The organism is Ostreiculturibacter nitratireducens, assembly GCF_032670585.1.
Classification (GTDB): Bacteria; Pseudomonadota; Alphaproteobacteria; order Rhodobacterales; family Rhodobacteraceae; genus Ostreiculturibacter; species Ostreiculturibacter nitratireducens.
Genome location: NZ_JAVQHL010000002.1, coordinates 206,570 through 230,992, shown reverse-complemented (window position 1 = coordinate 230,992; position 24,423 = coordinate 206,570). Strand labels below are relative to the sequence as shown.

23 protein-coding genes are annotated in these 24,423 nt (G+C 65.3%); 11 read left to right on the top strand and 12 right to left on the bottom strand.

The features are described 5' to 3' along the window. Positions 1-159: 159 nt before the first annotated feature. On the top strand, positions 160-2,859 hold the full coding sequence (gene secA / locus ABCN56_RS08395) for a preprotein translocase subunit SecA (RefSeq protein ID WP_343080359.1): 2,700 nt from the start codon (positions 160-162) through the stop codon (positions 2,857-2,859). A 16-nt stretch (positions 2,860-2,875) separates the two neighbouring features. Here the strand turns inward: secA and radC are convergent, their stop codons facing one another. From radC to dnaK, 3 genes are all read right to left on the bottom strand, one after another. Continuing rightward, positions 2,876-3,637, bottom strand: coding sequence for a RadC family protein (radC, locus tag ABCN56_RS08390; RefSeq protein WP_343080358.1), 762 nt, complete (start codon positions 3,635-3,637; stop codon positions 2,876-2,878). 146 nt (positions 3,638-3,783) lie between these two features. Next, the gene (gene dnaJ / locus ABCN56_RS08385; protein ID WP_343080357.1) at positions 3,784-4,926 is read right to left on the bottom strand and encodes a molecular chaperone DnaJ; all 1,143 of its coding nucleotides are present in this window, start codon (positions 4,924-4,926) and stop codon (positions 3,784-3,786) included. Between the two features lie 71 nt (positions 4,927-4,997). Next, the gene (gene dnaK / locus ABCN56_RS08380; RefSeq protein WP_343080356.1) at positions 4,998-6,914 is read right to left on the bottom strand and encodes a molecular chaperone DnaK; all 1,917 of its coding nucleotides are present in this window, start codon (positions 6,912-6,914) and stop codon (positions 4,998-5,000) included. A gap of 202 nt (positions 6,915-7,116) precedes the next feature. On the opposite strand from dnaK, the gene ABCN56_RS08375 reads away from it, so the two are divergent. Further along, positions 7,117-7,734, top strand: coding sequence for an alpha-ketoglutarate-dependent dioxygenase AlkB family protein (locus ABCN56_RS08375; RefSeq protein ID WP_343080355.1), 618 nt, complete (start codon positions 7,117-7,119; stop codon positions 7,732-7,734). A gap of 6 nt (positions 7,735-7,740) precedes the next feature. Here ABCN56_RS08375 and ABCN56_RS08370 read toward each other — a convergent pair whose 3' ends face one another. Then, positions 7,741-8,385 carry a peptide-binding protein gene (locus ABCN56_RS08370; RefSeq protein ID WP_343080354.1) on the bottom strand — a complete coding sequence of 215 codons (645 nt, stop codon included), beginning with the start codon at positions 8,383-8,385 and terminating at the stop codon, positions 7,741-7,743. Further along, the gene (locus ABCN56_RS08365; RefSeq protein ID WP_343080353.1) at positions 8,370-9,188 is read right to left on the bottom strand and encodes an ABC transporter permease; all 819 of its coding nucleotides are present in this window, start codon (positions 9,186-9,188) and stop codon (positions 8,370-8,372) included. The genes ABCN56_RS08370 and ABCN56_RS08365 overlap by 16 nt, the downstream gene beginning before the upstream one ends. Before the next feature lie 155 nt (positions 9,189-9,343). On the opposite strand from ABCN56_RS08365, the gene cysQ reads away from it, so the two are divergent. The 9 genes from cysQ (at position 9,344) to ABCN56_RS08320 (ending at position 19,607) form a co-directional block, all read left to right on the top strand. Then, a complete protein-coding gene (cysQ, locus tag ABCN56_RS08360) occupies positions 9,344-10,126 on the top strand; it encodes a 3'(2'),5'-bisphosphate nucleotidase CysQ (RefSeq protein WP_425466103.1) in 783 nt (260 codons plus the stop codon). Continuing rightward, on the top strand, positions 10,123-10,923 hold the full coding sequence (locus ABCN56_RS08355; protein ID WP_343080351.1) for a 3-deoxy-manno-octulosonate cytidylyltransferase: 801 nt from the start codon (positions 10,123-10,125) through the stop codon (positions 10,921-10,923). Before cysQ ends, ABCN56_RS08355 begins: the two co-directional genes overlap by 4 nt. Beyond that, a complete protein-coding gene (locus ABCN56_RS08350; protein WP_343080350.1) occupies positions 10,920-12,149 on the top strand; it encodes a glycosyltransferase family 2 protein in 1,230 nt (409 codons plus the stop codon). Before ABCN56_RS08355 ends, ABCN56_RS08350 begins: the two co-directional genes overlap by 4 nt. Positions 12,150-12,315: 166 nt before the next feature. After that, positions 12,316-13,209, top strand: a complete 894-nt coding sequence (galU, locus tag ABCN56_RS08345) for a UTP--glucose-1-phosphate uridylyltransferase GalU (RefSeq protein WP_343080349.1) — start codon at positions 12,316-12,318, stop codon at positions 13,207-13,209. A gap of 6 nt (positions 13,210-13,215) precedes the next feature. Then, positions 13,216-14,205, top strand: a complete 990-nt coding sequence (gene galE, locus ABCN56_RS08340) for a UDP-glucose 4-epimerase GalE (protein WP_343080348.1) — start codon at positions 13,216-13,218, stop codon at positions 14,203-14,205. Then, the gene (locus ABCN56_RS08335; protein WP_343080347.1) at positions 14,195-15,412 is read left to right on the top strand and encodes a glycosyltransferase family 4 protein; all 1,218 of its coding nucleotides are present in this window, start codon (positions 14,195-14,197) and stop codon (positions 15,410-15,412) included. The genes galE and ABCN56_RS08335 overlap by 11 nt, the downstream gene beginning before the upstream one ends. 73 nt (positions 15,413-15,485) lie before the next feature. After that, entirely contained in the window at positions 15,486-16,472 is a 987-nt protein-coding gene (locus ABCN56_RS08330) for a glycosyltransferase family 2 protein (RefSeq protein WP_343080346.1), read from the top strand. 10 nt (positions 16,473-16,482) lie between these two features. Next, complete coding sequence (locus ABCN56_RS08325; protein ID WP_343080345.1) at positions 16,483-18,195, top strand: DUF5927 domain-containing protein; 1,713 nt, start codon at positions 16,483-16,485, stop codon at positions 18,193-18,195. Then, complete coding sequence (locus ABCN56_RS08320; RefSeq protein WP_343080344.1) at positions 18,192-19,607, top strand: nodulation protein NodH; 1,416 nt, start codon at positions 18,192-18,194, stop codon at positions 19,605-19,607. Before ABCN56_RS08325 ends, ABCN56_RS08320 begins: the two co-directional genes overlap by 4 nt. Before the next feature lie 3 nt (positions 19,608-19,610). Here the strand turns inward: ABCN56_RS08320 and ABCN56_RS08315 are convergent, their stop codons facing one another. The 7 genes from ABCN56_RS08315 to ABCN56_RS08285 all read right to left on the bottom strand — a co-directional run bounded on the left by ABCN56_RS08315 (position 19,611) and on the right by ABCN56_RS08285 (position 24,374). Next, positions 19,611-20,075, bottom strand: coding sequence for a PTS sugar transporter subunit IIA (locus ABCN56_RS08315; RefSeq protein ID WP_343080343.1), 465 nt, complete (start codon positions 20,073-20,075; stop codon positions 19,611-19,613). Positions 20,076-20,112: 37 nt separating this feature from the next. After that, the gene (hpf, locus tag ABCN56_RS08310) at positions 20,113-20,685 is read right to left on the bottom strand and encodes a ribosome hibernation-promoting factor, HPF/YfiA family (protein WP_343080342.1); all 573 of its coding nucleotides are present in this window, start codon (positions 20,683-20,685) and stop codon (positions 20,113-20,115) included. Positions 20,686-20,917: 232 nt separating this feature from the next. Continuing rightward, complete coding sequence (gene lptB, locus ABCN56_RS08305; protein ID WP_343080341.1) at positions 20,918-21,679, bottom strand: LPS export ABC transporter ATP-binding protein; 762 nt, start codon at positions 21,677-21,679, stop codon at positions 20,918-20,920. Beyond that, positions 21,679-22,170: a lipopolysaccharide transport periplasmic protein LptA gene (lptA, locus tag ABCN56_RS08300; protein WP_343080340.1), complete on the bottom strand. Its 492-nt coding sequence runs from the start codon at positions 22,168-22,170 to the stop codon at positions 21,679-21,681. The genes lptB and lptA overlap by 1 nt, the downstream gene beginning before the upstream one ends. Further along, a complete protein-coding gene (locus ABCN56_RS08295) occupies positions 22,167-22,787 on the bottom strand; it encodes a hypothetical protein (RefSeq protein WP_343080339.1) in 621 nt (206 codons plus the stop codon). The genes lptA and ABCN56_RS08295 overlap by 4 nt, the downstream gene beginning before the upstream one ends. A 4-nt stretch (positions 22,788-22,791) precedes the next feature. Continuing rightward, a complete protein-coding gene (locus ABCN56_RS08290; protein WP_343080338.1) occupies positions 22,792-23,760 on the bottom strand; it encodes a KpsF/GutQ family sugar-phosphate isomerase in 969 nt (322 codons plus the stop codon). After that, positions 23,760-24,374: a ribonuclease D gene (locus tag ABCN56_RS08285; RefSeq protein WP_343080337.1), complete on the bottom strand. Its 615-nt coding sequence runs from the start codon at positions 24,372-24,374 to the stop codon at positions 23,760-23,762. Before ABCN56_RS08285 ends, ABCN56_RS08290 begins: the two co-directional genes overlap by 1 nt. Positions 24,375-24,423: the final 49 nt, after the last annotated feature.

The following is a 24,423-nucleotide window of genomic DNA, read 5'->3' as shown; positions in this document are numbered from 1 at the left end:
GCGCGGCGTTGACACTTTGGCGGCCGACCCTTACATCGCCTTGTGACCTGTGAAAGGCCGCCCAACCGCTTATTTCGCTGCTTCTCTTAGGCAAGCTCCGCGGCGCGGGCAAGGCCGCGCTTCACACGATGTTATGAACAGAAGGCGGGCGGAGAAAGAATGCTGGGCCTTGGAACGATCACGAAGAAGGTGTTCGGAACCCCGAACGACCGGAAAGTTAAGGCGACCCGACCGCTGGTGGAGAAGATAAACGCGCTGGAGCCCGAGTTCCGCGCGCTCTCCGACGAGGGGATCAAGCAGAAGACCGAAGAACTGGCCAAGCGCGCCATGTCGGGAGAAAGCCTCGACAACCTGCTGCCCGAAGCCTTTGCAAACTGCCGCGAGGCGGCCTGGCGGGCGCTGGGTCTCCGCGCCTTCGACGTGCAGCTGATGGGCGGTATCTTCCTCCACCAGGGCAATATCGCGGAGATGAAGACCGGCGAGGGCAAGACGCTCGTCGCGACCTTCCCGGCCTACCTCAACGCGCTGGCCGGCAAGGGCGTCCACATCGTCACGGTGAACGAATATCTCGCCAAGCGAGACTCGGAATGGATGGGCAAGGTCTATAACGCGCTCGGTCTGACCGTGGGAGTCGTCTACCCGTTCCAGCCCGACGCGGAGAAGCGCGCGGCCTATCGGTCGGACATCACCTACGCCACCAACAACGAGCTCGGCTTCGACTACCTTCGCGACAACATGAAGGGCTCGATCGAGGAGATGGCGCAGCGCGGCCATTTCTACGCGATCGTGGACGAGGTGGACTCGATCCTCATCGACGAGGCGCGGACGCCGCTCATCATCTCCGGCCCGAGCCAGGACCAGTCGGAGCTTTACAAGGCGCTCGACAAGTTCATCCCGGAACTGACGGAAGAGCACTACAAGGTCGACGAGAAGGCGCGGAACGCGACCTTCACGGAAGAAGGCAACGAATACCTCGAAAAGCGCCTGCAGGAAGCCGGCGTTCTGCCTGCGGATCAGACGCTCTACGATCCGGAATCCACGACGATCGTCCACCACATCAACCAGGCCCTCATGGCGCACACGCTGTTCCAGAAGGACAGCCACTACATCGTGCGCAACGGTGAGGTGATCTTGATCGACGAATTCACCGGCCGGATGATGCCGGGGCGGCGGCTCAACAACGGGCTGCACCAGGCGCTCGAAGCCAAGGAAGGTGTGACCGTCCAGCCCGAGAACGTCACCCTCGCCTCGGTGACGTTCCAGAACTACTTCCGTCTCTATGGCAAGCTTGCGGGCATGACCGGCACGGCGGCGACCGAGGCCGAAGAATTCATGGAGATCTACAGGCTTGGCGTGGTCGAGGTTCCGACCAACCGTCCGGTGCAGCGGGACGACCAGAACGACCGGGTGTACCGCACCGTTCGGGAGAAGTACGAAGCGATCGTCGAGGCCATTCGCGCGGCGCATGAAAAGGGTCAGCCGACCCTCGTCGGCACGACCTCGATCGAGAAATCCGAGATGATTGCCGCCATGCTCACCAAGGCTGGGATTCCGCACAACGTGCTGAACGCCCGCCAGCATGAAATGGAAGCGAAGATCGTGGCCGAGGCGGGCCGCGTGGGCGCGGTAACGATCGCGACCAACATGGCCGGCCGGGGGACCGACATCCAGCTTGGCGGCAACGTCGAGATGAAGGTGCTCGAGGAGATCGCCGCGAACCCCGAGGCGCATCCCGACGAGGTGCGCGCCCGGATCGAGGCGGAACACGCGGCCGAAAAGCAGAAGGTGCTGGAGGCGGGCGGGCTCTTCGTGCTCGGCACCGAACGGCACGAAAGCCGCCGGATCGACAACCAGCTGCGCGGCCGTTCCGGCCGCCAGGGCGACCCTGGTCGTTCGCTGTTCTACCTGTCGCTCGAAGACGACCTGATGCGGATCTTCGGGTCCGAGCGTCTGGACAAGGTCTTGTCGACGCTCGGGATGAAGGAAGGCGAGGCGATCATCCACCCCTGGGTGAACAAGTCGCTGGAGCGCGCGCAGGCGAAGGTCGAAGCGAGGAACTTCGATATCCGCAAGCAGCTCCTGAAGTTCGACGACGTCATGAACGACCAGCGCAAGGCGATCTTCGACCAGCGCCTGGAGATCATGGAATCCGAGGACATCGAGGAGATCGCGAGCGACATGCGCCACAAGGTCATCGAGGACCTGGTGGACGAGTTCCTGCCGCCGAAATCCTACGCTGAACAATGGGATACGGATGGCCTTCGCGCCGCGGTGAAGGACAAGCTGAACCTCGAACTGCCGGTCGCCGAATGGGCCGCCGAGGAGGGCGTGGACCAGGAGGCGGTTCGCGAGCGGATCGAGGAGGCTTCGAACGCCTTCATGGCCGAGAAGGCCGAGAAGTTCGGGCTCGAGACGATGCGCACGATCGAGAAGCAGATCCTCCTGCAGACGATCGACACGAAATGGCGCGAACACCTCGTGACGCTGGAGCATCTTCGCTCCGTCGTCGGCTTCCGGGGCTACGCGCAGCGCGACCCGCTGTCGGAATACAAGACCGAGGCCTTCACCCTGTTTTCACATCTTCTGGACGGGCTCCGGATCGACGTGACCCAGCGCCTCGCCATGATTCGGCCCCTGACACAGGAAGAGCAGGACGCGATGGTTCGACAGCTCGCCGCGTCGCAGGCCGCGCTTCAGAAGCCGGCCGAGGCGCCGCAGCCCGAAGAGGCCCCGCCCGCGCCGTTGGTAGAAGGCTTCGACGCGACGGATACCGCGACCTGGGGCAATCCGGGCCGGAACGATCCCTGCCCCTGCGGCTCGGGCAAGAAGTTCAAGCACTGCCACGGCGCGCTGGTCTGAGCCGGCGCCCGTCGGCTCAGAGGTAACCCGACGCGCGGAAGCTGAGTTCGCGGCTCTTGCCGACGATCAGGTGGTCGTGGAGCACGATCCCAAGCGCCCGCGCCGCCGTCTCGATCTGCGTCGTCATCGCGAGATCCTGGTCGGACGGCGTCGGGTCCCCCGACGGGTGATTGTGCACGAGGATGAGCGCGGAGGCGTTGAGTTCCAGCGCCCGCTTCAGCACCTCGCGCGGGTATACGGGCACGTGGTCCACCGTGCCGCGCGCCTGTTCCTCATCGGCGATGAGGACGTTCTTGCGGTCAAGGTAGAGAACGCGGAACTGTTCGGTTTCGCGGTGCGCCATCGTCGTGTGGCAGTAGTCCAGCAGCGTATCCCAGGAGGACAGGACCGGGCGGTTCATCACCCTTGCCCGCGCCAGCCTCTGTGCGGCCGCCTCGACGATCTTGAGCTCCTGCACCACCGCGTCGCCGACGCCCTCCGTTTCCTTGAGGCGTTGGGCCGGGGCGGAGAGGACCCGGTTGAAGTCACCGAAGCGGTCGAGCAGCCGCCTTGCCAGCGGTTTCACGTCCTGGCGGGGGATGGCGCGGAAGAGCAGAAGCTCCAGAAGCTCGTAGTCCGGCATGGCCGCCGCCCCGCCTTCCATGAAACGGGCGCGCAGGCGTTGCCGATGGTCCTTGATGTAGGAGGGCAGCCGGCCTTCGGGCAGCAGCGCGGCTGTTGCCTCATCGGCGTCGAAGAGGGGCAGCGGGGCTTCGTGGAAGGCGCGATCGGAGCACATGCGCGGAGTGTCGCGCGGTGCGGTGAATCAATGGTTAACGGTCACGGGTCGAGGATGGCGTGCCGAAGCGGTCGGTTCCGGGGCTGGCAGGCTTGCTCTCCCGTCCGTGCGGGCAAGGACGCAGGAGGGCCTTGCCTGTTCCGCACTCACCCCTTCATTCCGTCCCAGAAATTCTTCACCGACTTGAAGAAGCTTGACCCTTCCGGGTTGTTGTCTTCCGAAAGCTTCTCGAACTCGCGCAGAAGCTCCTTCTGCCGCGCGGTGAGGTTCACGGGCGTCTCGACCGCCAGCTCGATGAGCATGTCGCCGCTACCAGTGCCGCGAAGCGCCGGCATACCCTTGCCGCGGAGCCGCATCTGCTTGCCGGTCTGGCTGCCCGCCGGGATCTTCACGCGGCTGCGGCCGCCGTCGATGGTCGGAACCTCGACTTCGCCGCCAAGCGCCGCCGAAGTCATCGAGACGGGAACGCGGCAGAAGAGGTTCACCCCTTCGCGCTGGAAGATCGGGTGCTCGCGGACCTCGATGAAGATGTAGAGATCGCCCGCCGGCCCGCCGCGCATGCCGGCTTCGCCCTCGCCCGCAAGACGGATGCGGGTGCCGGTCTCCACCCCTGCGGGGATGTTGACGGACAGCGCGCGGTCCTTTTCCACCCGGCCCGCGCCGTGGCAGACGCGGCAGGGGTTCTTGATCGTCTGGCCCATGCCGCCGCAGGTCGGGCAGGTGCGTTCGACCGTGAAGAAGCCCTGCTGTGCGCGGACCTTCCCCATGCCCGAACAGGTCGGACAGGTGACAGGCTCCGCCCCGCCTTCCGCGCCGGTGCCACTGCAGGCGCCGCAGGCGACCGAGGTCGGGACATTGATGGTCTTCTGAACGCCAGAATAGGCTTCTTCCAGCGTGACGCGCAGGTTGTAGCGCAGGTCGGAGCCGCGCTGGGCCCGCTGGCGACCGCCGCCGCGTCCGCCCATGAAATCGCCGAAGAGGTCCTCGAAGACATCGGAGAAGGCCGAGGCGAAATCGCCGCCGCCGTATTGGCCGCCACGCGGCCCGCCGCCGCCCATGCCGCCCTCGAAAGCCGCGTGGCCGTAGCGGTCATAGGCGGCCTTCTTGTTCTCATCCTTGAGAACGTCGTAGGCCTCGTTCACTTCCTTGAACTTGCCTTCGGCGGTCGTGTCGTCCTTGTTGCGGTCGGGGTGGAGTTCCTTGGCCTTCGTTCGATAGGCCTTCTTGATCTCCTCGGCCGAAGCGCCACGCGCAACGCCCAGAACCTCGTAGTAGTCGCGCTTTGCCATACTGCACCTACCCGGGGGAACGCGCGGGCCGGCCCGAATTGCTCAGGCCGGCCGCCTTGTTCCGGACGCGCTCAGTCGCGCTTCTTGTCTTCGCCAAGATCCTCGAAGTCGGCGTCCACGATGTCGTCGTCGACACCGCGCGGGCCGTCCTCGTCGGCAGAGCCACCTTCGGCTTCGGTCTGCTGGGCCTTGTAGATCGCCTCGCCGAGCTTCATCGCCGCATCGGTGAGGTTCTGGATGCCGCCCTTGATCTTGCCGGCGTCCTCGGTCTTCAGAGCCTCTTCGAGCGCGCCGACGGCCAGCTCGATCGCCTCGACGGTGGACGGATCGACCTTGTCGCCATGCTCCTCGAGCGACTTCTTCGTCGAGTGGACGAGGCTTTCGGCCTGGTTCCGGGTCTCGACGAGTTCACGCCGCTTCTTGTCCTCGTCGGCATGGGTCTCGGCGTCGCGGACCATCTTGTCGATCTCGTCGTCGGACAGACCGCCCGAAGCCTGGATCGTGATCTTCTGCTCCTTGCCGGTGCCCTTGTCCTTCGCGGACACGCTGACGATGCCGTTCGCGTCGATGTCGAAGGTGACCTCGATCTGCGGCATGCCGCGCGGTGCCGGCGGGATCTGTTCGAGGTTGAACTGGCCCAGAAGCTTGTTGTCCGCAGCCATCTCGCGCTCACCCTGGAAGACGCGGATCGTCACGGCGCTCTGGTTGTCCTCGGCGGTCGAGAAGATCTGCGATTTCTTCGTCGGGATCGTGGTGTTGCGGTCGATGAGGCGGGTGAACACGCCGCCCAGCGTCTCGATGCCGAGCGACAGCGGGGTCACGTCGAGAAGGACCACGTCCTTGACGTCGCCCTGCAGGACGCCCGCCTGGATCGCCGCGCCGAGCGCCACGACCTCGTCCGGGTTCACGCCCTTGTGCGGTTCCTTGCCGAAGAAGGCGGTGACTTCCTGCACGACCTTCGGCATCCGCGTCATACCACCCACGAGCACGACCTCGTCGATGTCGCCCTTCGAAATGCCTGCGTCCTTCAGAGCGGCCTCGCAGGGCTTCAGCGACTTCTTGATGAGGTCGCCGACAAGCGATTCGAGCTTGGCGCGGGTCAGCTTCATCACCATGTGGAGCGGCGTGCCGGAGGACGCGTCCATCGAGATGAAGGGCTGGTTGATTTCGGTCTGCTGCGAGGAGGAAAGCTCGATCTTGGCCTTCTCCGCGGCTTCCTTGAGCCGCTGCAGAGCCATCTTGTCCTTGGTCAGGTCGACGCCATGCTCCTTTTTGAACTCCTCGGCGAGGTAGTTCACGATGCGCATGTCGAAGTCTTCACCGCCGAGGAACGTGTCACCGTTGGTCGACTTCACCTCGAAGAGGCCGTCGTCGATCTCGAGGATCGTGATGTCGAACGTGCCGCCGCCGAGGTCGTAGACGGCGATCGTCTTCGAATCCTTCTTGTCGAGGCCATAGGCCAGCGCGGCAGCCGTCGGTTCGTTGATGATGCGCAGCACCTCGAGACCGGCGATCTTGCCGGCGTCCTTCGTGGCCTGACGCTGCGCGTCGTTGAAATAGGCCGGGACCGTGATGACGGCCTGGGTCACCGTCTCGCCGAGGTAGCTTTCGGCGGTTTCCTTCATCTTCTGCAGGATCATCGCCGAGATCTGCGAGGGCGAGTACTTGTCACCCTTCACTTCGACCCAGGCGTCGCCGTTACCACCGTTCACGATGGAATAGGGAACGAGCTTCTTGTCCTTTTCCACCTCGGCATCGCCGATGCGGCGGCCGATCAGGCGCTTGACGGCAAAAACCGTATTGGCGGGGTTGGTGACTGCCTGGCGCTTCGCGGACTGGCCGACGAGACGCTCGCTGTCGGTGAAACCGACGACGGACGGGGTCGTGCGCGCGCCTTCCGAGTTCTCGATCACGCGGGGCTGCGAGCCGTCCATGATGGCGACGCAGCTGTTGGTGGTTCCAAGGTCGATCCCGATGACTTTGGCCATATGAAGTACCTCTTCCTTCGGCGATGTTGTGGGGCCCGGACCCGTTCGCGGCCTCCGATCCCCGATCCCAGAAATTTGGCCCGGGGTGAGCGGCCCGGACCGGCTTCTCGGCGTATATAGGGAGGGGTCTTGGAGCCTGCAAGCGGCCCGAGCATGGCAAGACGGGGGGAAATTCTTGGAAAATGATCCGAAATCTCCGGGGATGGCTCGGCCTGCGCAGCCAACGCGGATGGTGCGGGGGTTCGCGCTCTACGAGGGTTTCCTGACGCGGGCCGAACAGGAGGCGCTGGTCGAGGACATGCGCGGGATGGTGCGCGCCGCGCCGCTCTTTTCGCCGCAGACGCCTTACGGCAAGCCGATGAGCGTCCGGATGACCTCGGCCGGGAAATACGGGTGGTATTCGGACCGGAAGGGGTATCGCTACGAGAAGCGGCATCCGGGCGGCGGCCCCTGGCCGCCGATCCCCGAGAGGGTCCTGGCGATCTGGCGGGCAGTGAGCGGGGTGGAGAGAGAGCCGGACTGCTGCCTGGTCAACTTCTACGGCGAGGGCGCGCGGATGGGGATGCACCAGGACCGCGACGAGGCCGATTTCCGCTGGCCCGTCGTATCGGTCTCGCTTGGCGATGACGCGCTGTTCCGGATCGGCAACGTCACACGCGGCGGGAAGACGGAGAGCCTGTGGCTCCGGTCCGGCGATGTGCTGGTGATGGGGGGCGAGGCGCGGCTCGCCTATCACGGCGTCGACCGGATCGCCTTCGGGTCCTCGGACCTTCTGCCGGAGGGCGGGAGGATCAACCTGACGCTCAGGGTCGTGGACTGACGGGACTCAGGGGGCGAGCGTGCAGCAGCCGGAATAGCCCCGGCGTCCATCCGGGCCGGAGAAGAACACCTCGACCGCAAGCCCCATGACCCGGTCGCTCATCCCGTCGTTGCACGAAACCGCGCGGAAGACGGAGAAGCCCGTCGTCTCCTGGCCGGAAAGTCTCATGCCGATGACGCCGTTGCGTCCGGAGGCGGGAGCGACCCAGTCGGCGGTGAAGTCCAGTTTCGCACCCTCCATCGTCCGGAAGGCTATCTTCGCGCCGGCGGGCTGGAAGTCGAAGCTCCAGAACGGCTCCGTCCCGTAACACGAAAGCGGCGTCTGCAGTTCGTGCCAGGCCGGGCCCGGCTCGGCCGCGAGATAGCGCATCGAAGCCCACCCCGACCGTTCGCCCATGTTCACGCGGCCCCACCGGCCATCGGCGGAAAGCTCCGTCACCTCGACGTGCACCGCGTCCGGGGCGAGCGCGTTCAGGAGTTCCGCCCCCGCATCCGGCTCGGCGCGGACGTTCAGAACGTCGTTCCCGGCGACGTCCGTGACCCGGAAGAGAGCCGGCAACTCCTGTGACCAGCCGGGCGTCGCCGTCGCGGCCAGCACCGCTGCCGAGACGACGGCGCGGATCCGGAAGCCGCGCGTCATCGTCTGTGCCAACTCAGAGACACGTGCTTGCGTGTGAAGAACTCCGCCATCAAGCCGAACGCCAAGAGCACGAGCGTCACGTAGACGGCATAGCTGATCGAGGAAAAGCGCGGGAAATAGTTCATGAACACGAACCCGCGCGACTGGTCGATCGCATGGAAGAGCGGGTTCCAGTCGAACATCTTCAGCATGCCGTAGGACAAGGCGTTGGCGACGAACATCTTCCCGCTCGCGATCATGTTGGCGCGGGTGTAGATCGTGCGGGCGATCATCGTGAACTTCGGGAACCAAGGCTTCAGCGACATGAAGACCATGCCAACGCCGACGCCATAGGCCCAGGCGAGAAGGAGCATCCCGAACGCCCCGACCGGGTCCTCGATCTCTATCGGCGAGAAAGCGACATGATAGACGAAGAGGATCACCAGGATCGTCAGGAACTGGATGTAGAGCGTGGAAAGCGCCGCGCTGACGATGGCGATGGCGGTGTTCATCGGGGCATGCTGCATCATCGCTGAGGTCGCCCCCTCCGCCCCGCTGATCGCGGTCACCGTCTTGACGTGCGTCATGTAGAGGAAGATGCCCGACAGGATGTAGAGCATGAAATTGCCCCGCAGCGGCGAGTGGCGCTGCCCGAGGATCTGGAACATCAGGTAGAACATCAGAAGGATCACGAGAGCCTGGACGATGTTCTGGGCCAGAGCGACGACCGCGTTCTGATGACCGCTGCGGATCGCGCGCACGGTGGCGTAGTACATCCGTTCCAGCAGGCTGAGACCGCCGCCGATATGTGTCTTCGGTCTTGCCGGCGTGAACATCTGGCGACTGCTCCGCGTGTTCCTGGACTGCGGCCCGACTTTCGCAGGGAAACCTTGCCGATCCTTTAGCTGGCGATCATAAGGTGACTTCGGAAACGGCGCAACGCAGGCGCCCCGAGGGTGCGAACGGGAGAGAGCTTTTGGATTTCGAACACATGATGACCGTCTTTCGCCGCCTTGCCCTGGAGGCGGGCGACAAGATCATGGAAGTCTACAACGACCCCGATTTCGCCGTCCGGTCCAAGTCCGACGCGAGCCCCGTGACCGAGGCCGATGAGGCGGCCGACGCCCTGATCTCCGAAGGTCTGGCGGAGGCTTTCCCCGGCGTGGCGATCGTGACCGAGGAACAGGCCGCGAGCCACAAGCAGGACGTGTCCACCTTCCTGATCGTCGATCCCCTCGACGGGACGAAGGAATTCGTGCAGCGGCGCGGCGACTTCACGGTGAACATCGCCTATGTCGAGGATGGCGCGCCGATCCGCGGCGTCGTCTACGCGCCGGCGAAGCAGCGGCTCTTCTACACGCTGGCAGATGGCCGGGCAGTCGAGGAGGAAGGGCCCTTCGACAAGGAAACGCCGGGAACGCAGAAGCCGATTTCGGTCTCGGTTCCGGACAACCGGGGCCTCATGGTCGTCGCGTCAAAGTCGCACCGCGACCAGGCCACGGACGACTACATCTCGAAATTCGCGGTGCGGGACATGACGAGCGCCGGGTCGTCCCTTAAATTCTGCCTCGTGGCGACGGGCGAGGCGGATCTCTACCCGCGTCTCGGGCCTACATGCGAATGGGACACGGCCGCAGGCGATGCGGTCCTGCGCGGCGCGGGCGGAGAGGTCGTGCGCTTCGATGACCACGCCCCGCTGGTCTACGGCAAGAAGGGCTTCCTGAACCCGTTCTTCATCGCCTATGCACCGGGCGTTCTCCTGGTGAAAGCATGATGGTCCTCATCGTCATCCCGGCGCGCTATGCCTCCACCCGGTATCCAGGGAAGCCCCTGGTCGAACTGAAGGGCGCAAGCGGCGCATCGCGGAGCCTCGTCGAACGGACCTGGCGGGCGGCGATGGAAGTGAAGGGTGCCGCGCGCGTCGTGGTGGCGACCGATGATGACCGGATCCGCCTGGCGGCAGAAGGCTTCGGCGCGGAGGTCGTGATGACCTCCGAAACCTGCCAGAACGGCACGGAACGTTGCGCCGAGGCCTTCGACAAGCTGGGCGGCGGCTTCGACATCGTGGTCAACCTCCAGGGCGACGCGCCGCTGACGCCCCCCTGGTTCGTGGAAGAGCTCGTCGCGGGTCTGCGCGCCGATCCGGTGGCCGAGGTGGCGACCCCGGTCCTGCGCTGCGACGGGCGGGCGCTGAACGGATTCCTCGACGACCGGCGCGCGGGGCGCGTGGGCGGCACGACGGCCGTATTCGGGCGGGACCACAAGGCGCTCTACTTCTCCAAGGAAGTCATCCCCTACACCGGCCGCCGCTACACGGATGACGAAGAAACGCCGGTCTTCCACCATGTCGGCGTCTACGCTTACCGCCCGTCGGCGCTCGCCGCCTATCCGCGTTGGGAAGCCGGGCCGCTCGAGCGGCTGGAAGGGCTCGAGCAGCTGCGCTTCCTAGAGAACGAGCGCCCGGTTCTCTGTGTCCAGGTGGACGCGAAGGGACGGCAGTTCTGGGAACTGAACAACCCCGAAGACGTGCCGAGGCTCGAGGCGATGATGAAGGAAATGGGCGTGGAATGACCGCACCGCTGCCGGTCAGCGTCATCGTCGCGTCGCGCGGGCGACCCGACGCGCTGGCGCTGTGCCTCAGGGCGCTCCGGCAGCAGGATCATCCCCGGTTCGAGGTCATCGTCGTCGCCGATCCCGCCGGCATCGCGGTGACGGAGGCGACGCCGGTGAAGCGGGTTCGCTTCGACGAGGCCAACATCTCGGTCGCGCGCAACCTGGGCATCGCCGCGGCCGCTGGCGAGGTCGTGGCCTTCATCGACGACGACGCGGTGGCGGAGCCCACCTGGCTCACGCGCCTGACGGCGCCCTTCGCTGATCCTGAAGTCGCCGCCTCCGGCGGCTTCGTGCGGGGGCGGAACGGGATTTCCTACCAATGGAAGGCCCGTTTGGCCGATCGCTGGGGCGAACACGAGCCGCTCGCCGTCGATGAGGCGAAGCCAAGTCTGCATGCGGGCGAGCCGGGCCGCGCGGTCCGGACGGAAGGGACGAACTGCGCATTCCGCCGCGACGTTCTCGCGGAGATCGGCGGTTTCGACCCGGCTTATCGGTTCTACCTCGACGACACCGACCTCGACATGAGGCTGGCGGCGGCGGGCCATCTGACAGCCATCGTGCCGGGTGCACAGGTCGTGCACGGCTTCGCCGCGAGCGAACGGCGTCGGTCCGACAGGGTGCCGTTGACCCTGCACGAGATCGGAGCCTCCAGCGCCGTCTTCTGGCGCCGTCATGCGGCCGGACTGGACACCACGACAACGATGCGACGGCTTCGTGACGAGCAGCGCGGGAGGGCCCTGAGGCACATGGTTTCGGGCGGGATCGAGCCCGACGAGGTCGGCAAGCTGATGGCGACGCTGGAGGCTGGCCTCGCCGAAGGCGGGCGGCGAGTTCTCACCCGGCTGGAGCCGATTCCCGCCGGAACAGAGCCTTTTCTACCGTTTCGCGCCAGGGCTGGACAGGCACGGGTTCTGGCGGGGCGCATCTGGCAGGCGCGGAGGCTGCGGGCGGCGGCGGCCGCGGCGGCGGCGCGGGGCGAGATCGTCACGCTGATCCTTCTGTCGCCGGACGCACGGCCGCACCGGGTGCGGTTTCGGCCCGAAGGCTTCTGGGAACAGGCAGGCGGGATCTTTGGCCCGGCGGACCGCCGGGAGCCGCGTTTCCGGCTCTGGACATTCTCGGCGAGGGTCCGTCACGAGGCGATCAGGACCGCTGTCTGTCGTCCGTTCCACCAGATCGGCTGATGCGGATCGAGCCTCGGATCGGGCAGTATCGCACGCGCTCGCTGCAATTTTGTGCGGAATTCACGCTCCGGATGTCATATGCTCGCCATATTGAGGATGTGATTGTGCGGCGAAAAGAGTCATCATGCTATTGGGTGACCGATGCCGATTGGAAGAGGGTTCTGAGATGAAGCGTAAGATTACCAAGGCCATTTTTCCTGTTGCCGGCCTTGGGACGAGGTTCCTTCCTGCGACCAAATCGATTCCAAAGGAGATTCTGACGCTCGTCGATCGGCCGCTGATTCAGTACGCGATCGACGAAGCGCGAGCTGCCGGCATCAAGGAATTCATCTTTGTCACGGCCCGTGGGAAGAGCGCGCTGGAGGATTATTTCGACCATGCACCCGAGCTCGAAGCAACCCTGAGAAAACAGGGCAAGAAGGAGCTGCTCGACACGCTGAAGGCCACCAACATGGATTCGGGCGCGATCGCCTATATCCGCCAGCACAAGGCCATGGGTCTTGGCCATGCGGTCTGGTGTGCGAAGCGCCTTGTCGGCAATGAGCCCTTCGCGGTGATCCTGACCGACGACGTGATCGCCGCCGAGAAGCCGTGCCTGCAGCAGATGGTCGAAGCCTATGCCGAGACCGGCGGCAACATCGTCGCGGCGATGGAGGTTCCGCCCGAGAGGACAAGCGCCTACGGCATTCTCGACATCGGCGAGGACATGGGCAGCATGGTCACGGTCAAGAACATGGTCGAGAAACCGAAGGCCGAGGAGGCGCCATCGAACCTGGCGGTGATCGGGCGCTACATCCTGACGCCGAACATCATGCAGAACCTGAGCCGCCTCAAGAAGGGTGCCGGCGGCGAGATCCAGCTGACCGACGCCATTGCCGAGGAGATCAGGCGCGGCGAGAAGGTCTATGGCTTCCGGTTCCGGGGGCAGCGGTTCGACTGCGGCTCCAAGGCGGGATTCCTTCAGGCGACCGTGGCCTTCGGGCTTGCGCGCGAGGATCTGAACGGCGAATTCTCGCAGTTTCTCGCGGAAATGACGGCGCTGCGGCGGGCGGCGGAATAGTACCACATGACGCAACGGACGGTTCTGGTTACCGGAGGCGCGGGCTATATCGGTTCGCACGCCTGCAAGGTATTGCGGTCGGCGGGGTATCTTCCCGTCACCTACGACAACCTCGTGACCGGCTGGCGCGACGCGGTGAAGTTCGGCCCCTTCGAGGAAGGCGACCTCGCGGACCGTGGGCGGCTCGACCAGGTCTTCGAGAAATACGCCCCCGTGGCGGTCATGCATTTCGCGGCGCGCTCGCTCGTGGGAGAGGCGATGGCGAATCCCGGGCTCTACTGGCGTTCGAACGTCCTGTCGTCGCTGACGCTGATCGAGGCGGCGGTCGCGTCGGGTTGCCTGAACTTCGTCTTTTCCTCGACCTGCGCGACCTACGGCGATCAGGACGGCGTGGTGCTGGACGAGGAGACGCCGCAGCACCCGATCAACGCCTACGGCGGGTCGAAGCGCGCGATCGAGGACATGCTGACGGATTTTGGCGCGTCAGCGGGGCTGAATTCGGTGATCTTCCGCTACTTCAACGTCGCCGGCGCGGATCCGGAGAGCGAGGTGGGAGAGTTTCACCGGCCGGAGACCCACCTCATCCCGCTCATGCTCGACGCGATCGATGGCAAGCGGCCGGCCTTGACGCTGCACGGAACGGATTATCCCACGCCCGACGGGACGCCGATCCGCGACTACGTCCATGTCATGGACCTCGTGGAGGCGCATGTCCTCGGCCTGGAATGGCTGGAGGCCGGGAAGGGATCGCGTGTCTTCTGCCTGGGAACGGGGTCCGGGTTCTCCGTGCGCGAAGTGGTGGACCAGGCGCGTGCGGTCACGAATCGGGCGGTGCCCGTGGTGGAGGGGCCGCGGCGGCCTGGTGACGCGGTGAAGCTCGTCTCCGGCTCTGCGCGGGCAGAGAAGGAGCTGGGCTGGAAGCCCACGCGATCGACCCTGCCGGAGATGATCGCGGATGCCTGGCGCTGGCACCAGTCCGGGCATTATGAGCGCTGACCGCCCGGCGCGCATCCTCGACGTCACGCGGTTGCTCAGCCGGGTCGGGCGCGGCCCGCTGACTGGAGTCGACAGGGTGGAGCTGGCCTATCTGCATGCGCTGTCGGCGCGGGAGGAACCGCTCGTTCTCCTGGCACGAACGGCCTACGGCTATCTCCTTCTGCCGAAGTCGGCTGGAAGGGAACTCGAGGCGTGGCTCGCCGATCCGGCGAAACTGCCGTCGCCGGGCCTGCTTGACCGTCTCCGGCGGCGTCTGGGACCGGTCGCGCGGGCGGAGGCGGGGTTAAGGGCGATGGCGGTGGGTCGCGCACCGCATTGGCGGCTCACGGCGCTCGTGACGCGGGGGCTTCCGAAAGGCGGAACCTATCTGAACGTCGGGCTTTCGGGGCTGACGGAGCGGGCGCTGTCCCAACTCAGGTCGGTCCCTGGACTGAATCTGACGGTGATGATCCACGACACGATCCCGCTCGATCACCCGGAGTTCTCGCGCGAAGGGGAGCCGGCAGCCTTCCGGGCGAAGCTTCTGGCGGTGGCGCGGCACGCGGATCTCGTCGTCACCCCATCGCGGGCCACGGCCGAGGATGTGCGCCGCTGGTGCGAGGCGGTCGCCGGGAGTTCGCCGCGGGTGTTGGCCGCTCCGATCGGCGTGGAGGTGACGCGGTCCGACCTGGACGCCGTGCCGGAAGGTCTGGACCCGAAGCAGCCTTATTTCGTTGCGATGGGCACGATCGAGCCACGGAAGAACCACGCGCTTCTTCTCGATGTCTGGGAGGAACTTGGGCCAGATGCCCCGCTTCTCCTGCTGCTCGGCAGCCGGGGCTGGAACAACGCCGACGTCTTCGCCCGGCTTGACCGGATCGCGGCCGCGGCCGGTCCGGTCCGGGAGCTGCCGGGCCTCGGGGACGGTGCTGTCGCGGCGCTCCTGTCGGGCGCGCGGGCGCTCCTCATGCCGAGCAGGGCGGAAGGGTTCGGTTTGCCGGTTGCTGAGGCGATGGCGCTTGGCGTGCCTGTTGTCGCCGCCGATCTTCCGGTGTATCGAGAATTCGCGAGGGACTACCCAGTTTACCTTGATCCCTCAGACGTTTATTCTTGGAAAACAACAATTCGGGAAAAGGCCGCAAAGGCTGGGGTGACGGCAGCGGGAGACAGGCAGGGCGACGTCCCGTCGTGGGCGGATCACTTCAATCTTGTCTTAGGAAAGACTTGATACCTGGTGAACCGGACCAGATCGGGCGTGACCTTCCGAAGGGGCCGGATTGAGCATCTGGAAGACATATCGCATGCGGTTGAGGCGTCAGCGGTGGCGCCTCCGCGCCTTCCGGAAACGCCGGGAGCTGCGCCCTGTTGCCGACCGCGCGGACGCGATCCGCGCCGGTCACGTTCTCGCATTCACGACGCTCCGTAATGAACGGATCCGGCTGCCCTATTTCCTGGACTACTATCGCAAGCTCGGCATCCACCATTTCCTGATCGTGGACAATGGATCGGACGACGGAAGCCGCGAATACCTCGCCGCGCAGCCGGACGTGTCGCTCTGGACCACGGAAGAAAGCTACCGTTCCGCCCGGTTCGGCGTCGACTGGATGAACTGGCTCCTGCGCCGCTACGGTCACGGACACTGGACGCTGACGGTCGATCCGGATGAATTCTTCATCTACCCGTACTGCGACACGCGCCCGATCACGGCGTTGACGGACTGGCTGGATACCTACGGAATCCGGTCATTCCCCGCGATGGTCCTCGACATGTACCCGAAGGGTCGGATCGAGGAGACCCCCTACCGCGAGGGGCAGGACCCGTTCGAGATCGCGAACTGGTTCGATCCGGGAAACTACATGATCTCGAAGAACCCCACCTACGGGAACCTCTGGATCCAGGGTGGCCCGCGCGCGCGGACGATGTTCGCCGACCGTCCGGAGGAGGCGCCCTCACTCAACAAGACCCCGCTGGTGAAGTGGCGCCGGGGCTATGTCTTCGTCAGCTCGACACATATGCTGCTGCCGCGCGGCCTGAACCAGACTTACGACGAATGGGGTGGCGAGAAGGTCTCCGGTTGCCTCCTGCATGCGAAGTTCCTCTCCACGCTGCCCGGGAAGGTCGAGGAAGAGCTGGCGCGCGGGGAACATTTCGCGGGCAGCCGCGAATACAGGGCCTACGCCGCAACGCTTCGCGACAAGGCGGAGCTCTGGTGCGAAAGGTCGGAGAAATACGTCAACTGGCACCAGCTTGAACAGATCGGGCTGATGTCCAAGGGGAACTGGGCATGAGGGTGTGGGCTTGAGCCTTGGTTTCATCATGCTTTGCCACTCGGCCCTGGACCGGGCAGCCGAGGTGGCGCGCTTCTGGGCCAGTGCGGGATGCCCCGTTGTGATACATGTCGACCGCAAGACGCCGCTCGCGGACTACGAGGCGCTGCGCGGCGCGGTCGCGGAATTCGGACATGTAAGCTTCTCCCGCCGCTTCACCTGCGAATGGGGCAGCTGGCCGCTCGTGGCCGCCACCCAGGCGGCGGCGGAGCAATTGCTGGACCGGCACCCGGAAGTGCGCCACGTCTACCTCTCTTCGGGCTCCTGCCTGCCGCTGAGGCCGGTCGAGGAGCTGAGGTCCTACCTCGACGCGCGGCCGCAGACGGATTTCATCGAAAGCGTGACCACGACGGATGTCGACTGGACCTTCGGTGGGCTCAATGACGAGCGTTTCACGCTGCGTTTCCCGTTCTCCTGGAAGCGGCAGCGGCGCCTCTTCGAGGCCTATACCGCGCTTCAGCGGCAGGTCGGCTTCAATCGCCGGATCCCTGAAGGGATCGTGCCGCATCTCGGCAGCCAATGGTGGTGCCTGACCCGGCAGACCCTGTCGGCGATCCTCGAGGATCCGAAGCGGAAGGCCTACGACCGCTATTTCCGTTATGTCTGGATCCCGGACGAAAGCTACTTCCAGACGCTCGCGCGGCACTATTCCGTGCGGATCGAAAGCCGGTCGCTGACCCTGTCGAAGTTCGATTTCCAGGGCAAGCCGCACATCTTCTACGATGACCACCTGGAACTTCTGCGCGGGTCCGACTGCTTTGTCGCGCGCAAGATCTGGCCGAAGGCCGACAAGCTTTATTCTGCCTTCCTGGCGAATGCCCAAGCAGGCCCCGCGCAGGGCGAGCCGAACCCCGGCATGATCGACCGCCTCTTCTCCAAGGCCGTGGAACGGCGGACCCGCGGGCGGCCGGGGCTCTACATGCAGAGCCGGTTTCCGATTCAGGACAGGGAGAACGGCAAGACGGCTGGCCCCTATTCGATCTTCCAGGGCTTTTCCGAACTGTTCGAGGATTTCGACAGCTGGCTGGCAAAGACCACCGGAACGCAGGTCCACGGCCATCTCTTCGCCCCGGAACGGGCAGAGTTCGCCGGGAACGAGGCGATCGGGCTGGGCTGCCTGCCGGACAGCGCGGCCCTGCGCGACCACAACCCGCGCGCGTTCCTCTCGAACCTGATCTGGAGTGCGCGGGGCGAACGTCAGTGCTTCATGCTTTCGCCGCGCGACACGCAGGAGCTGAACTGGTTCACCGCGACGGATCAGAACGCGCAGATTTCGGTCATCACGGGTGCCTGGGCCCTGCCCCTGTTCCGGTCGAACCGCAACTTCTCGGCCATACGCAACGAGGCGGCGCGGCTTCAGCGGATCGAGCTGGCGCAGCTGGATATCCTGCGCTCCATGTATGTGAAGGCGAAAGTGCGGATCTGGGATCTCGCCGAGTTCGTCGAGAACCCGATGGAGCGCCTGCAGGCGGTGCTGGACGAGATCAACCCGCGAAGCGGACGACACCTGGCGGAAGCGCCTCGGATGAGCGACCTCGCCGGCTTCGGCCAGTTCCTGCAGAACCTGAGGAACCAGGGAATGCAGCCCCTCGTGATGGGCGATTACCCGGCCGACGATCAGATCGGGCCGGCAACGCACAGGGGCGGGCCGCTGAGGCTCGTCCAGGAGGCCGGCCCTGAATGAGCCTCCCCTTCGACAGCTTCGTCATCTTCGCGGAGATGCGGACGGGTTCGAACCTGCTCGAAGCCACGATCAACCGGATCGAGGGCGTCACCTGCCATGGCGAAGTGTTCAACCCGGTGCATCTTGGCCATCCGAAGACGAAACAGGTTCTGGGCGTGACGTTGAAGGAACGGCTGGAGAATCCCAGCAGCCTCCTCGCCCGCATCCGCGAGGCGCCGGGCCTCAATGGCTTCCGCTTCTTCCACGACCACGAGCCGCGCATCTTCGACGAGGTGTTGGCCGACCGCCGCTGCGCCAAGATCATCCTCACGCGCAACCCGGTCGAGAGCTACATCAGCCTGAAGATCGCCTACAACACGAACCGATGGCGGCTGACGGACATCCGGGACCGGCGCGATTTCAAGCCGCCGTTCAAGCCGGCGGAATTCGAGATGTTCCTGGCGGAGTTGCAGGCATTCCAGTTGCGGCTGATGCGTGAGCTTCAGAAGTCGGGCCAGACGGCATTCTACATCGACTACGACGACCTTCTGGATCTCGACGTCCTGAACGGCCTCGCGGCCTATCTGGGACACGCGGGCGAAATCGACGCCGTGTCGGGCGACCTCGTGAAGCAGAACCCGGAGGAGATGGAGGCGAAGGTCCGCAACTTCCCGGAGATGGAGGCGGCGCTTGCCCGGATCGACTGGGCGAACCTGTCGCGGACACCGGGTTTCGAACCGAGACGCGGACCCGCGGTTCCGGGCTATGTCGCGGCCGCGGGGGCGGACCTTCTCTACATGCCCATCCGCTCGGGCATTGAGGACCGGGTGCGGGCCTGGCTTTCCGGGATCGGAAGCGGCGGCCTTACGGAGGAGTTCAACCGCAACCTCCTCAGGAAATGGAAGCGTTCGCGGCCAGGGCACCGCAGCTTCACCGTGCTTCGTCACCCGCTGGCGAGGGCGCAAGCCGCCTTCGCGGGAACGATCCTCAACGGCAAGTACGGGGAGATCCGGGAGCTTCTGCGCTGGGGATACGACGTCGTGATGCCCCCGGTGGAGGAGGTGGGCGCGATGGACTCCGCCGCCTACCGCGAGGCGCTCCTGGCCTTCCTGAAGTTCCTCAAGGTCAACGTGAACGGCCAGACGCCGATCCGCGTCGATCCCGTCTGGGCCAGCCAGCGCGCGGTGATCGACGGTTTCGGGCAGTTTTCGCCGCCCGACATGATCTGCCGCGAAGACAGGCTGGAAGAAGAGTTGGGTTTCCTTGCCGAAGCGGTTGGGGTGGCGCCGGCTCCCGTCCCTCCCAGCGACGAACCGTGGGCGCCGGTGACGCTTGCCGAAATCTACGATGGTGAACTCGAAGCGGCGGCGCGGGACGCCTATGCGCAGGATTTCGTCCTGTTCGGCTTCGGGAAGTGGTCGCCGCCAGACTAGGCGTCAGGCAGCTTGGTGCGTCCGCGATTCGGTCAGGACGGCATGAAGCGCCGCCGGATCGGAATTCGCCCTGAGCTTCGCGCAGACGTCGGCATTGCGCATTGTGCGCGACACGGCCGCGAGCGCCTTCAGGTGTTCGACCCCCGAATCCTTCGGCGCGAAGAGCGCGAAGACGAGGTCCACCGGCTGGCGGTCGGCCGCGTCGAAATCGAGGGGCTTGTCGAGACGGAAGAAGATTCCGACGATCTGGTCGAGGCCGTGGATCCGCGCATGCGGAAGCGCGACGCCATGTCCGACCGCAGTGGGTCCCAGGCTTTCGCGTTCCTGAAGCGCATCGATGGTGTCGGCCGCGTTCATCCCGTAGACGTCACGCGCAACCTCGCCCAGATCCTGGAACAGGCGCTTCTTGCTGGTGGCACTGCCGACCACCTTGACGGCGGCCGGCTTAAGCAAGCTCGAAAGATCCATCAGCCCTTACTGCCCTGCGCCCCTGCCGGGCGCTTTGTTAGCCGATCGACGGGTCGATCCAGCCGACGTTACCATCGTCACGGCGGTGAACAACGTTCACCCTGCCATGTTTCTCGTTACGAAAAACCAGAAGCGGCGACCCGGACAGCTCCATCTGCATCACCGCTTCGCCAACCGAAAGGGAGGGAATCTTGGTTCCCATCTCGGCGATGATGAGCGGCTGAAGGCTGTCGGTCTCCGAATCCTCGGTCTCTTCGCTTGCGGCGAGGACATACATGGGGGCTTCGGCAAATTCAACCGGCCCGGTGCGCTCCTTGTGGTGATCGCGCAGCCTGCGCTTGTGGCGGCGCATCTGTTTGTCCATCTTTTCGCGGCAGCCTTCGAAGGCGGCGTAGACTTCGGTCGCGTGACCCTTCGCGGATACGGTGAGCCCGGTCGACAGGTGAATCGTCGCCTCGCAGATGTATTCGTGGCCGTTGCGGGAAAAGACGACCACGGCCTCGGTCGGGCGCTGGGCGTACTTCTCGACGGTTTCGCCCAGTTCCGATTTCACATGCGTCTGGAGCGCCTCACCAACGTCGATGTGCTTGCCGCTGATCTGATACCGCATGTCTCCTCCTTCGGTTCAGTCGATCCCGAATGGACGCCGAGACGGCGTGCCGGTCGAGATCTGGGTATTGTTTTTGGGGCGGTTTTCCTTGCAGGCGCGTGAAAAGGATCCGTTTTGGAAACCTTCCTTCTTGGGCACTCTGGCGATGACTGTTTGCGCGTGCATTTTCCGTATTTGGTGACAGATACCAATGCGATGTCAATGGCATCCTTTGCGCCTCGGGCGCGTGGGGTCAGGAGATGCGGAAGCTCTGGCCCAGATAAACCCTGCGGACGTTTTCGTCCCGCACGACCTCTTCCGCGGTGCCGCTCATCAGCACCTTGCCATCGTGCAAAATATTGGCGCGGTCGACGATTTCCAAGGTTTCCCGCACGTTGTGGTCGGTGATGAGCACCCCGATACCGCGAGATTTCAGGTCTTGGACAAGGTGGCGAATCTCGCCAACGGCGATCGGATCGACGCCAGCGAATGGTTCGTCCAGGAGGAGGTATTTCGGGTCGGCCGCCAGGCAGCGGGCGATTTCGGCCCGGCGCCGTTCCCCGCCTGAAAGCGATAGCGCGGGAGCCCGGCGGAGGTGCGTGATCGAGAACTCCGAGAGGAGTTCTTCCAGGCGTTCGCGCCGCTTGTGGGGGTCCGAAATCCGGATCTCGAGCACGGCGAGGATGTTGTCCTCGACCGACAGGCCACGGAAGATCGAGACTTCCTGCGGAAGGTAGCCGATGCCGAGCCGTGCGCGGCGATACATCGGAAGGGTCGTGACATCGCGCCCGTCGATCAGGACCTCGCCGCCCTCCGGCGTGATGAGGCCCGCGATGCAGTAGAAGCAGGTGGTCTTGCCCGAGCCGTTGGGGCCGAGGAGCGCGACGACCTCGCCGCGGTGCAGTTCCATCGACACGTCACGGATCACCGGCCGGCGGCGGTAGGACTTGCGCAGGCCCTTGACCTGGAGGCCGCCGTCACCCTCTGCGACGGTAAGTTCGGGTTTCGCGGCCATCAGTCGCCCCCGCCTGTTTGCAGGATCGTCCGCACCCGGCCTTCCATGACGCCGGTGCCCGACTTGAGGTCCACGGTGAGCTTTTCGCCCGAAATCGCGCTTTGCCCCTGCGTGAGAAGCACCGAGCCCGTCATGACGACGACACCGGTGTCGATCGTGTAGACGGCCTCCGCCGCCTCCGCCGCATCGGCGCCGGAAACGAGCGTCACCCCGCCGGTGGCGTGCAGCCGCTCGATCTTGCGCTGATCGCCCGTGGCGTATTCCACCCGGACCTCGGCCGCCGAAAGCCGCATCTCGCCCTGGCCGACGATGACGTTGCCGGTGAACGTGGCCGTGCCGTCGTTCTGGTTCACGGCGAGCTGGTCGGCAGAGACCTCGACCGGCTGGGTCGTGTCCGCCCGGATGCCGCCGAAGGAGACGCCGGTGCCCTGCGCGAGCGCGGGAAGCGCCGTGAGGACGAAAACACAGAGGGCGGCGATGGCACGGATCATGGAGCTTCCTCGGTTTCGGGCTCGTATACCAGCTTGACGCCATCCTTGAAAATAAGAACGTTCCCGCCTTCGGCTTCGGGATCGGCGCGCAGTTCCATCGAACCTGCCTCCAGCTTTCCATAAGGCGCCTCGGCCGCGAGGGGACCATCGGCGATGACCTCGGTCCGGTCGAGCGCGGAGGTCACATGCGGGGCGGCGACGTGATAGCCGGTGGAGGTGGAGATATCGACGCTGCCGGACAGCGTCAGCATCGACGCACCGGTGTCGATCACGCCTTCGGCGGCGGAAAGCACGGCCTTGAGGCTGTTCGCCGTGTCCATCACGGCGTGGATGCCCGTGGCGCTGACGCGGCGGGAATCCTGCGCATCGGGGCGCGCGGCCGCGGCGGTGACCGTCACCGCGGCGCCGTCGGTCGTGACGCCGGCGTATTCCGGTGCCGACAGGCGCTGTTCCCTGGCCAGTTCCTCGACGTCGACTTCGGCGTAGGGGATCGCGTCTTCCGGGTCGATCGACCGCGACAGCAGAAAGAGCGTCGAAAGGATCGCCAATGCGCCGAGGGGCAGCAGGATCTTCAGCCAGAAAACCAGCTTGGTGTGGATGTCGGTGAAGCCCGCCACGGGTTCAGACCACGCCGGCGCGCAGGCAATCGTGGATGTGAATGATGCCCAAGGCCCGCCCGTCGCCCTCGGGCTCGACCGCGAAGAGGCAGGTGATCTTCTTCTCGTTCATGAGAGCCACCGCCGTTTCGGCGAGCGCCCCAGGCGCGATGGTGCGGGGATTGCGGGTCATCACTTCCTCGACGGTCAGCGACAGAAGCCCCTCCATATGGCGGCGGAGGTCGCCGTCGGTGACGATGCCCACAAGTCTACCATCCGCATCGGTGACGCCAACCACGCCGAAGCCCTTCTGGCTGATCGTGAGCAGGGCTTCGCTCATGGGCGTCGTCACGGTGACGAGCGGGATGGCGGGACCGCCGTGCATCAGGTCGCGCACCGTGGACAGGCGCGCGCCGAGGCGGCCGCCGGGATGGAACGTGCGGAAGTGTTCCGGCGTGAACTGGCGATGTTCCATGAGCGCGACGGCGAGCGCGTCGCCAAGCGCGAGCGTCATCGTCGTCGAGGTCGTGGGCACGACGCCGGTTCCGCAGGCTTCCTCGGCCTGGGGAAGGACGATCGCGACGTCCGACTGCCGCAGAAGCGTCGATGCCGGGCGGCTCGCCACGCCGATCAGCGGGATCGAGAAGCGGCGCGTATAGGCGATGATGTCCGCAAGTTCCGCCGTCTCGCCCGAGTTCGACAGGACGAGCGCCACGTCCTCGGCCGTCACCATCCCGAGGTCGCCGTGGCTGGCCTCCGCCGGGTGGACGTATTGCGCGGGCGTGCCGGTCGAGGCGAGCGTCGCCGCGATCTTGCGGGCGATGTGGCCCGATTTGCCCATGCCGGAGACGATCACGCGCCCGCGCGCGTCGAGGATCAGCGCGACGGCCTCGGCGAAACTGTCGCCAAGGCTTTCGGACAGCGCCGCGAGCCCGCGCGCCTCGATGCCGATCACGCGGCGGGCTGTCGAAAGGAATTTGTCGGTATCGCTCATCAGTGCTGGTAGATATCGGAAGCGTCGTCCCAGCCGAGAAGGTCGAGCTCGGCGCGGGTTGGGAGGAATTCGAAGATCCGCTGGGCGAGGTCCGTCCGCTCCTCTCGGGCGAGGCGAGCGTCGAGTTCGGACTTGAGGCGATGCAGGTACAGAACGTCGGAGGCGGCGTAGTCCTTCTGCGCCTCGGTCAGCTTCTCTGCGCCCCAGTCGGAGGTTTGCTGCTGCTTCGAGATGTCGACGTTCAGGAGGTCCATGAGCAGGTACTTGAGGCCGTGCTTGTCCGTGAAGGTGCGGATCAGCTTGGACGCGATCTTGGTGCAGTAGACGGGGGCGGTGGTCACGCCGAACGTCGCCTTCAGCACCGCGATGTCGAAGCGGCCGAAGTGGAAGAGCTTCAGGACCTCGGGATTCGAGAGAAGCCGGGCGAGGTTCGGCGCCGCGGTCTGGCTCCGCGAGATCTGGACGAGATGAGCGTCACCGTCGCCCGCGGAGAGCTGGACGAGGCACAGCCTGTCCCGAGCCGGGTTCAGCCCCATGGTCTCGGTGTCGATGGCCACGACGGAGCCGAGGTCGAGCCCGTCGGGAAGGTCGTTCTGGTGAAGATGTACCGTCATGAGGAAGCCTTCCGCACGATGCCGTGTTGCCGAGGCAATAGTGGCTGGA

Bases quoted from the DNA above. Each gene is read 5' to 3' on its own strand.
- ABCN56_RS08335 (WP_343080347.1), top strand. From the start codon at position 14,195: ATGAGCGCTGACCGCCCGGCGCGCATCCTCGACGTCACGCGGTTGCTC.
- ABCN56_RS08285 (WP_343080337.1), bottom strand. From the start codon at position 24,374: ATGACGGTACATCTTCACCAGAACGACCTTCCCGACGGGCTCGACCTC.
- dnaJ (WP_343080357.1), bottom strand. From the start codon at position 4,926: ATGGCAAAGCGCGACTACTACGAGGTTCTGGGCGTTGCGCGTGGCGCT.
- ABCN56_RS08290 (WP_343080338.1), bottom strand. From the start codon at position 23,760: ATGAGCGATACCGACAAATTCCTTTCGACAGCCCGCCGCGTGATCGGC.
- ABCN56_RS08315 (WP_343080343.1), bottom strand. From the start codon at position 20,075: ATGGATCTTTCGAGCTTGCTTAAGCCGGCCGCCGTCAAGGTGGTCGGC.
- radC (WP_343080358.1), bottom strand. From the start codon at position 3,637: ATGTGCTCCGATCGCGCCTTCCACGAAGCCCCGCTGCCCCTCTTCGAC.
- ABCN56_RS08350 (WP_343080350.1), top strand. From the start codon at position 10,920: ATGACCGCACCGCTGCCGGTCAGCGTCATCGTCGCGTCGCGCGGGCGA.
- lptB (WP_343080341.1), bottom strand. From the start codon at position 21,679: ATGGCCGCGAAACCCGAACTTACCGTCGCAGAGGGTGACGGCGGCCTC.
- hpf (WP_343080342.1), bottom strand. From the start codon at position 20,685: ATGCGGTATCAGATCAGCGGCAAGCACATCGACGTTGGTGAGGCGCTC.
- lptA (WP_343080340.1), bottom strand. From the start codon at position 22,170: ATGATCCGTGCCATCGCCGCCCTCTGTGTTTTCGTCCTCACGGCGCTT.
- cysQ (WP_425466103.1), top strand. From the start codon at position 9,344: ATGATGACCGTCTTTCGCCGCCTTGCCCTGGAGGCGGGCGACAAGATC.
- galU (WP_343080349.1), top strand. From the start codon at position 12,316: ATGAAGCGTAAGATTACCAAGGCCATTTTTCCTGTTGCCGGCCTTGGG.
- galE (WP_343080348.1), top strand. From the start codon at position 13,216: ATGACGCAACGGACGGTTCTGGTTACCGGAGGCGCGGGCTATATCGGT.
- ABCN56_RS08320 (WP_343080344.1), top strand. From the start codon at position 18,192: ATGAGCCTCCCCTTCGACAGCTTCGTCATCTTCGCGGAGATGCGGACG.
- secA (WP_343080359.1), top strand. From the start codon at position 160: ATGCTGGGCCTTGGAACGATCACGAAGAAGGTGTTCGGAACCCCGAAC.
- ABCN56_RS08365 (WP_343080353.1), bottom strand. From the start codon at position 9,188: ATGTTCACGCCGGCAAGACCGAAGACACATATCGGCGGCGGTCTCAGC.
- ABCN56_RS08375 (WP_343080355.1), top strand. From the start codon at position 7,117: ATGGCTCGGCCTGCGCAGCCAACGCGGATGGTGCGGGGGTTCGCGCTC.
- dnaK (WP_343080356.1), bottom strand. From the start codon at position 6,914: ATGGCCAAAGTCATCGGGATCGACCTTGGAACCACCAACAGCTGCGTC.
- ABCN56_RS08355 (WP_343080351.1), top strand. From the start codon at position 10,123: ATGATGGTCCTCATCGTCATCCCGGCGCGCTATGCCTCCACCCGGTAT.
- ABCN56_RS08330 (WP_343080346.1), top strand. From the start codon at position 15,486: ATGCGGTTGAGGCGTCAGCGGTGGCGCCTCCGCGCCTTCCGGAAACGC.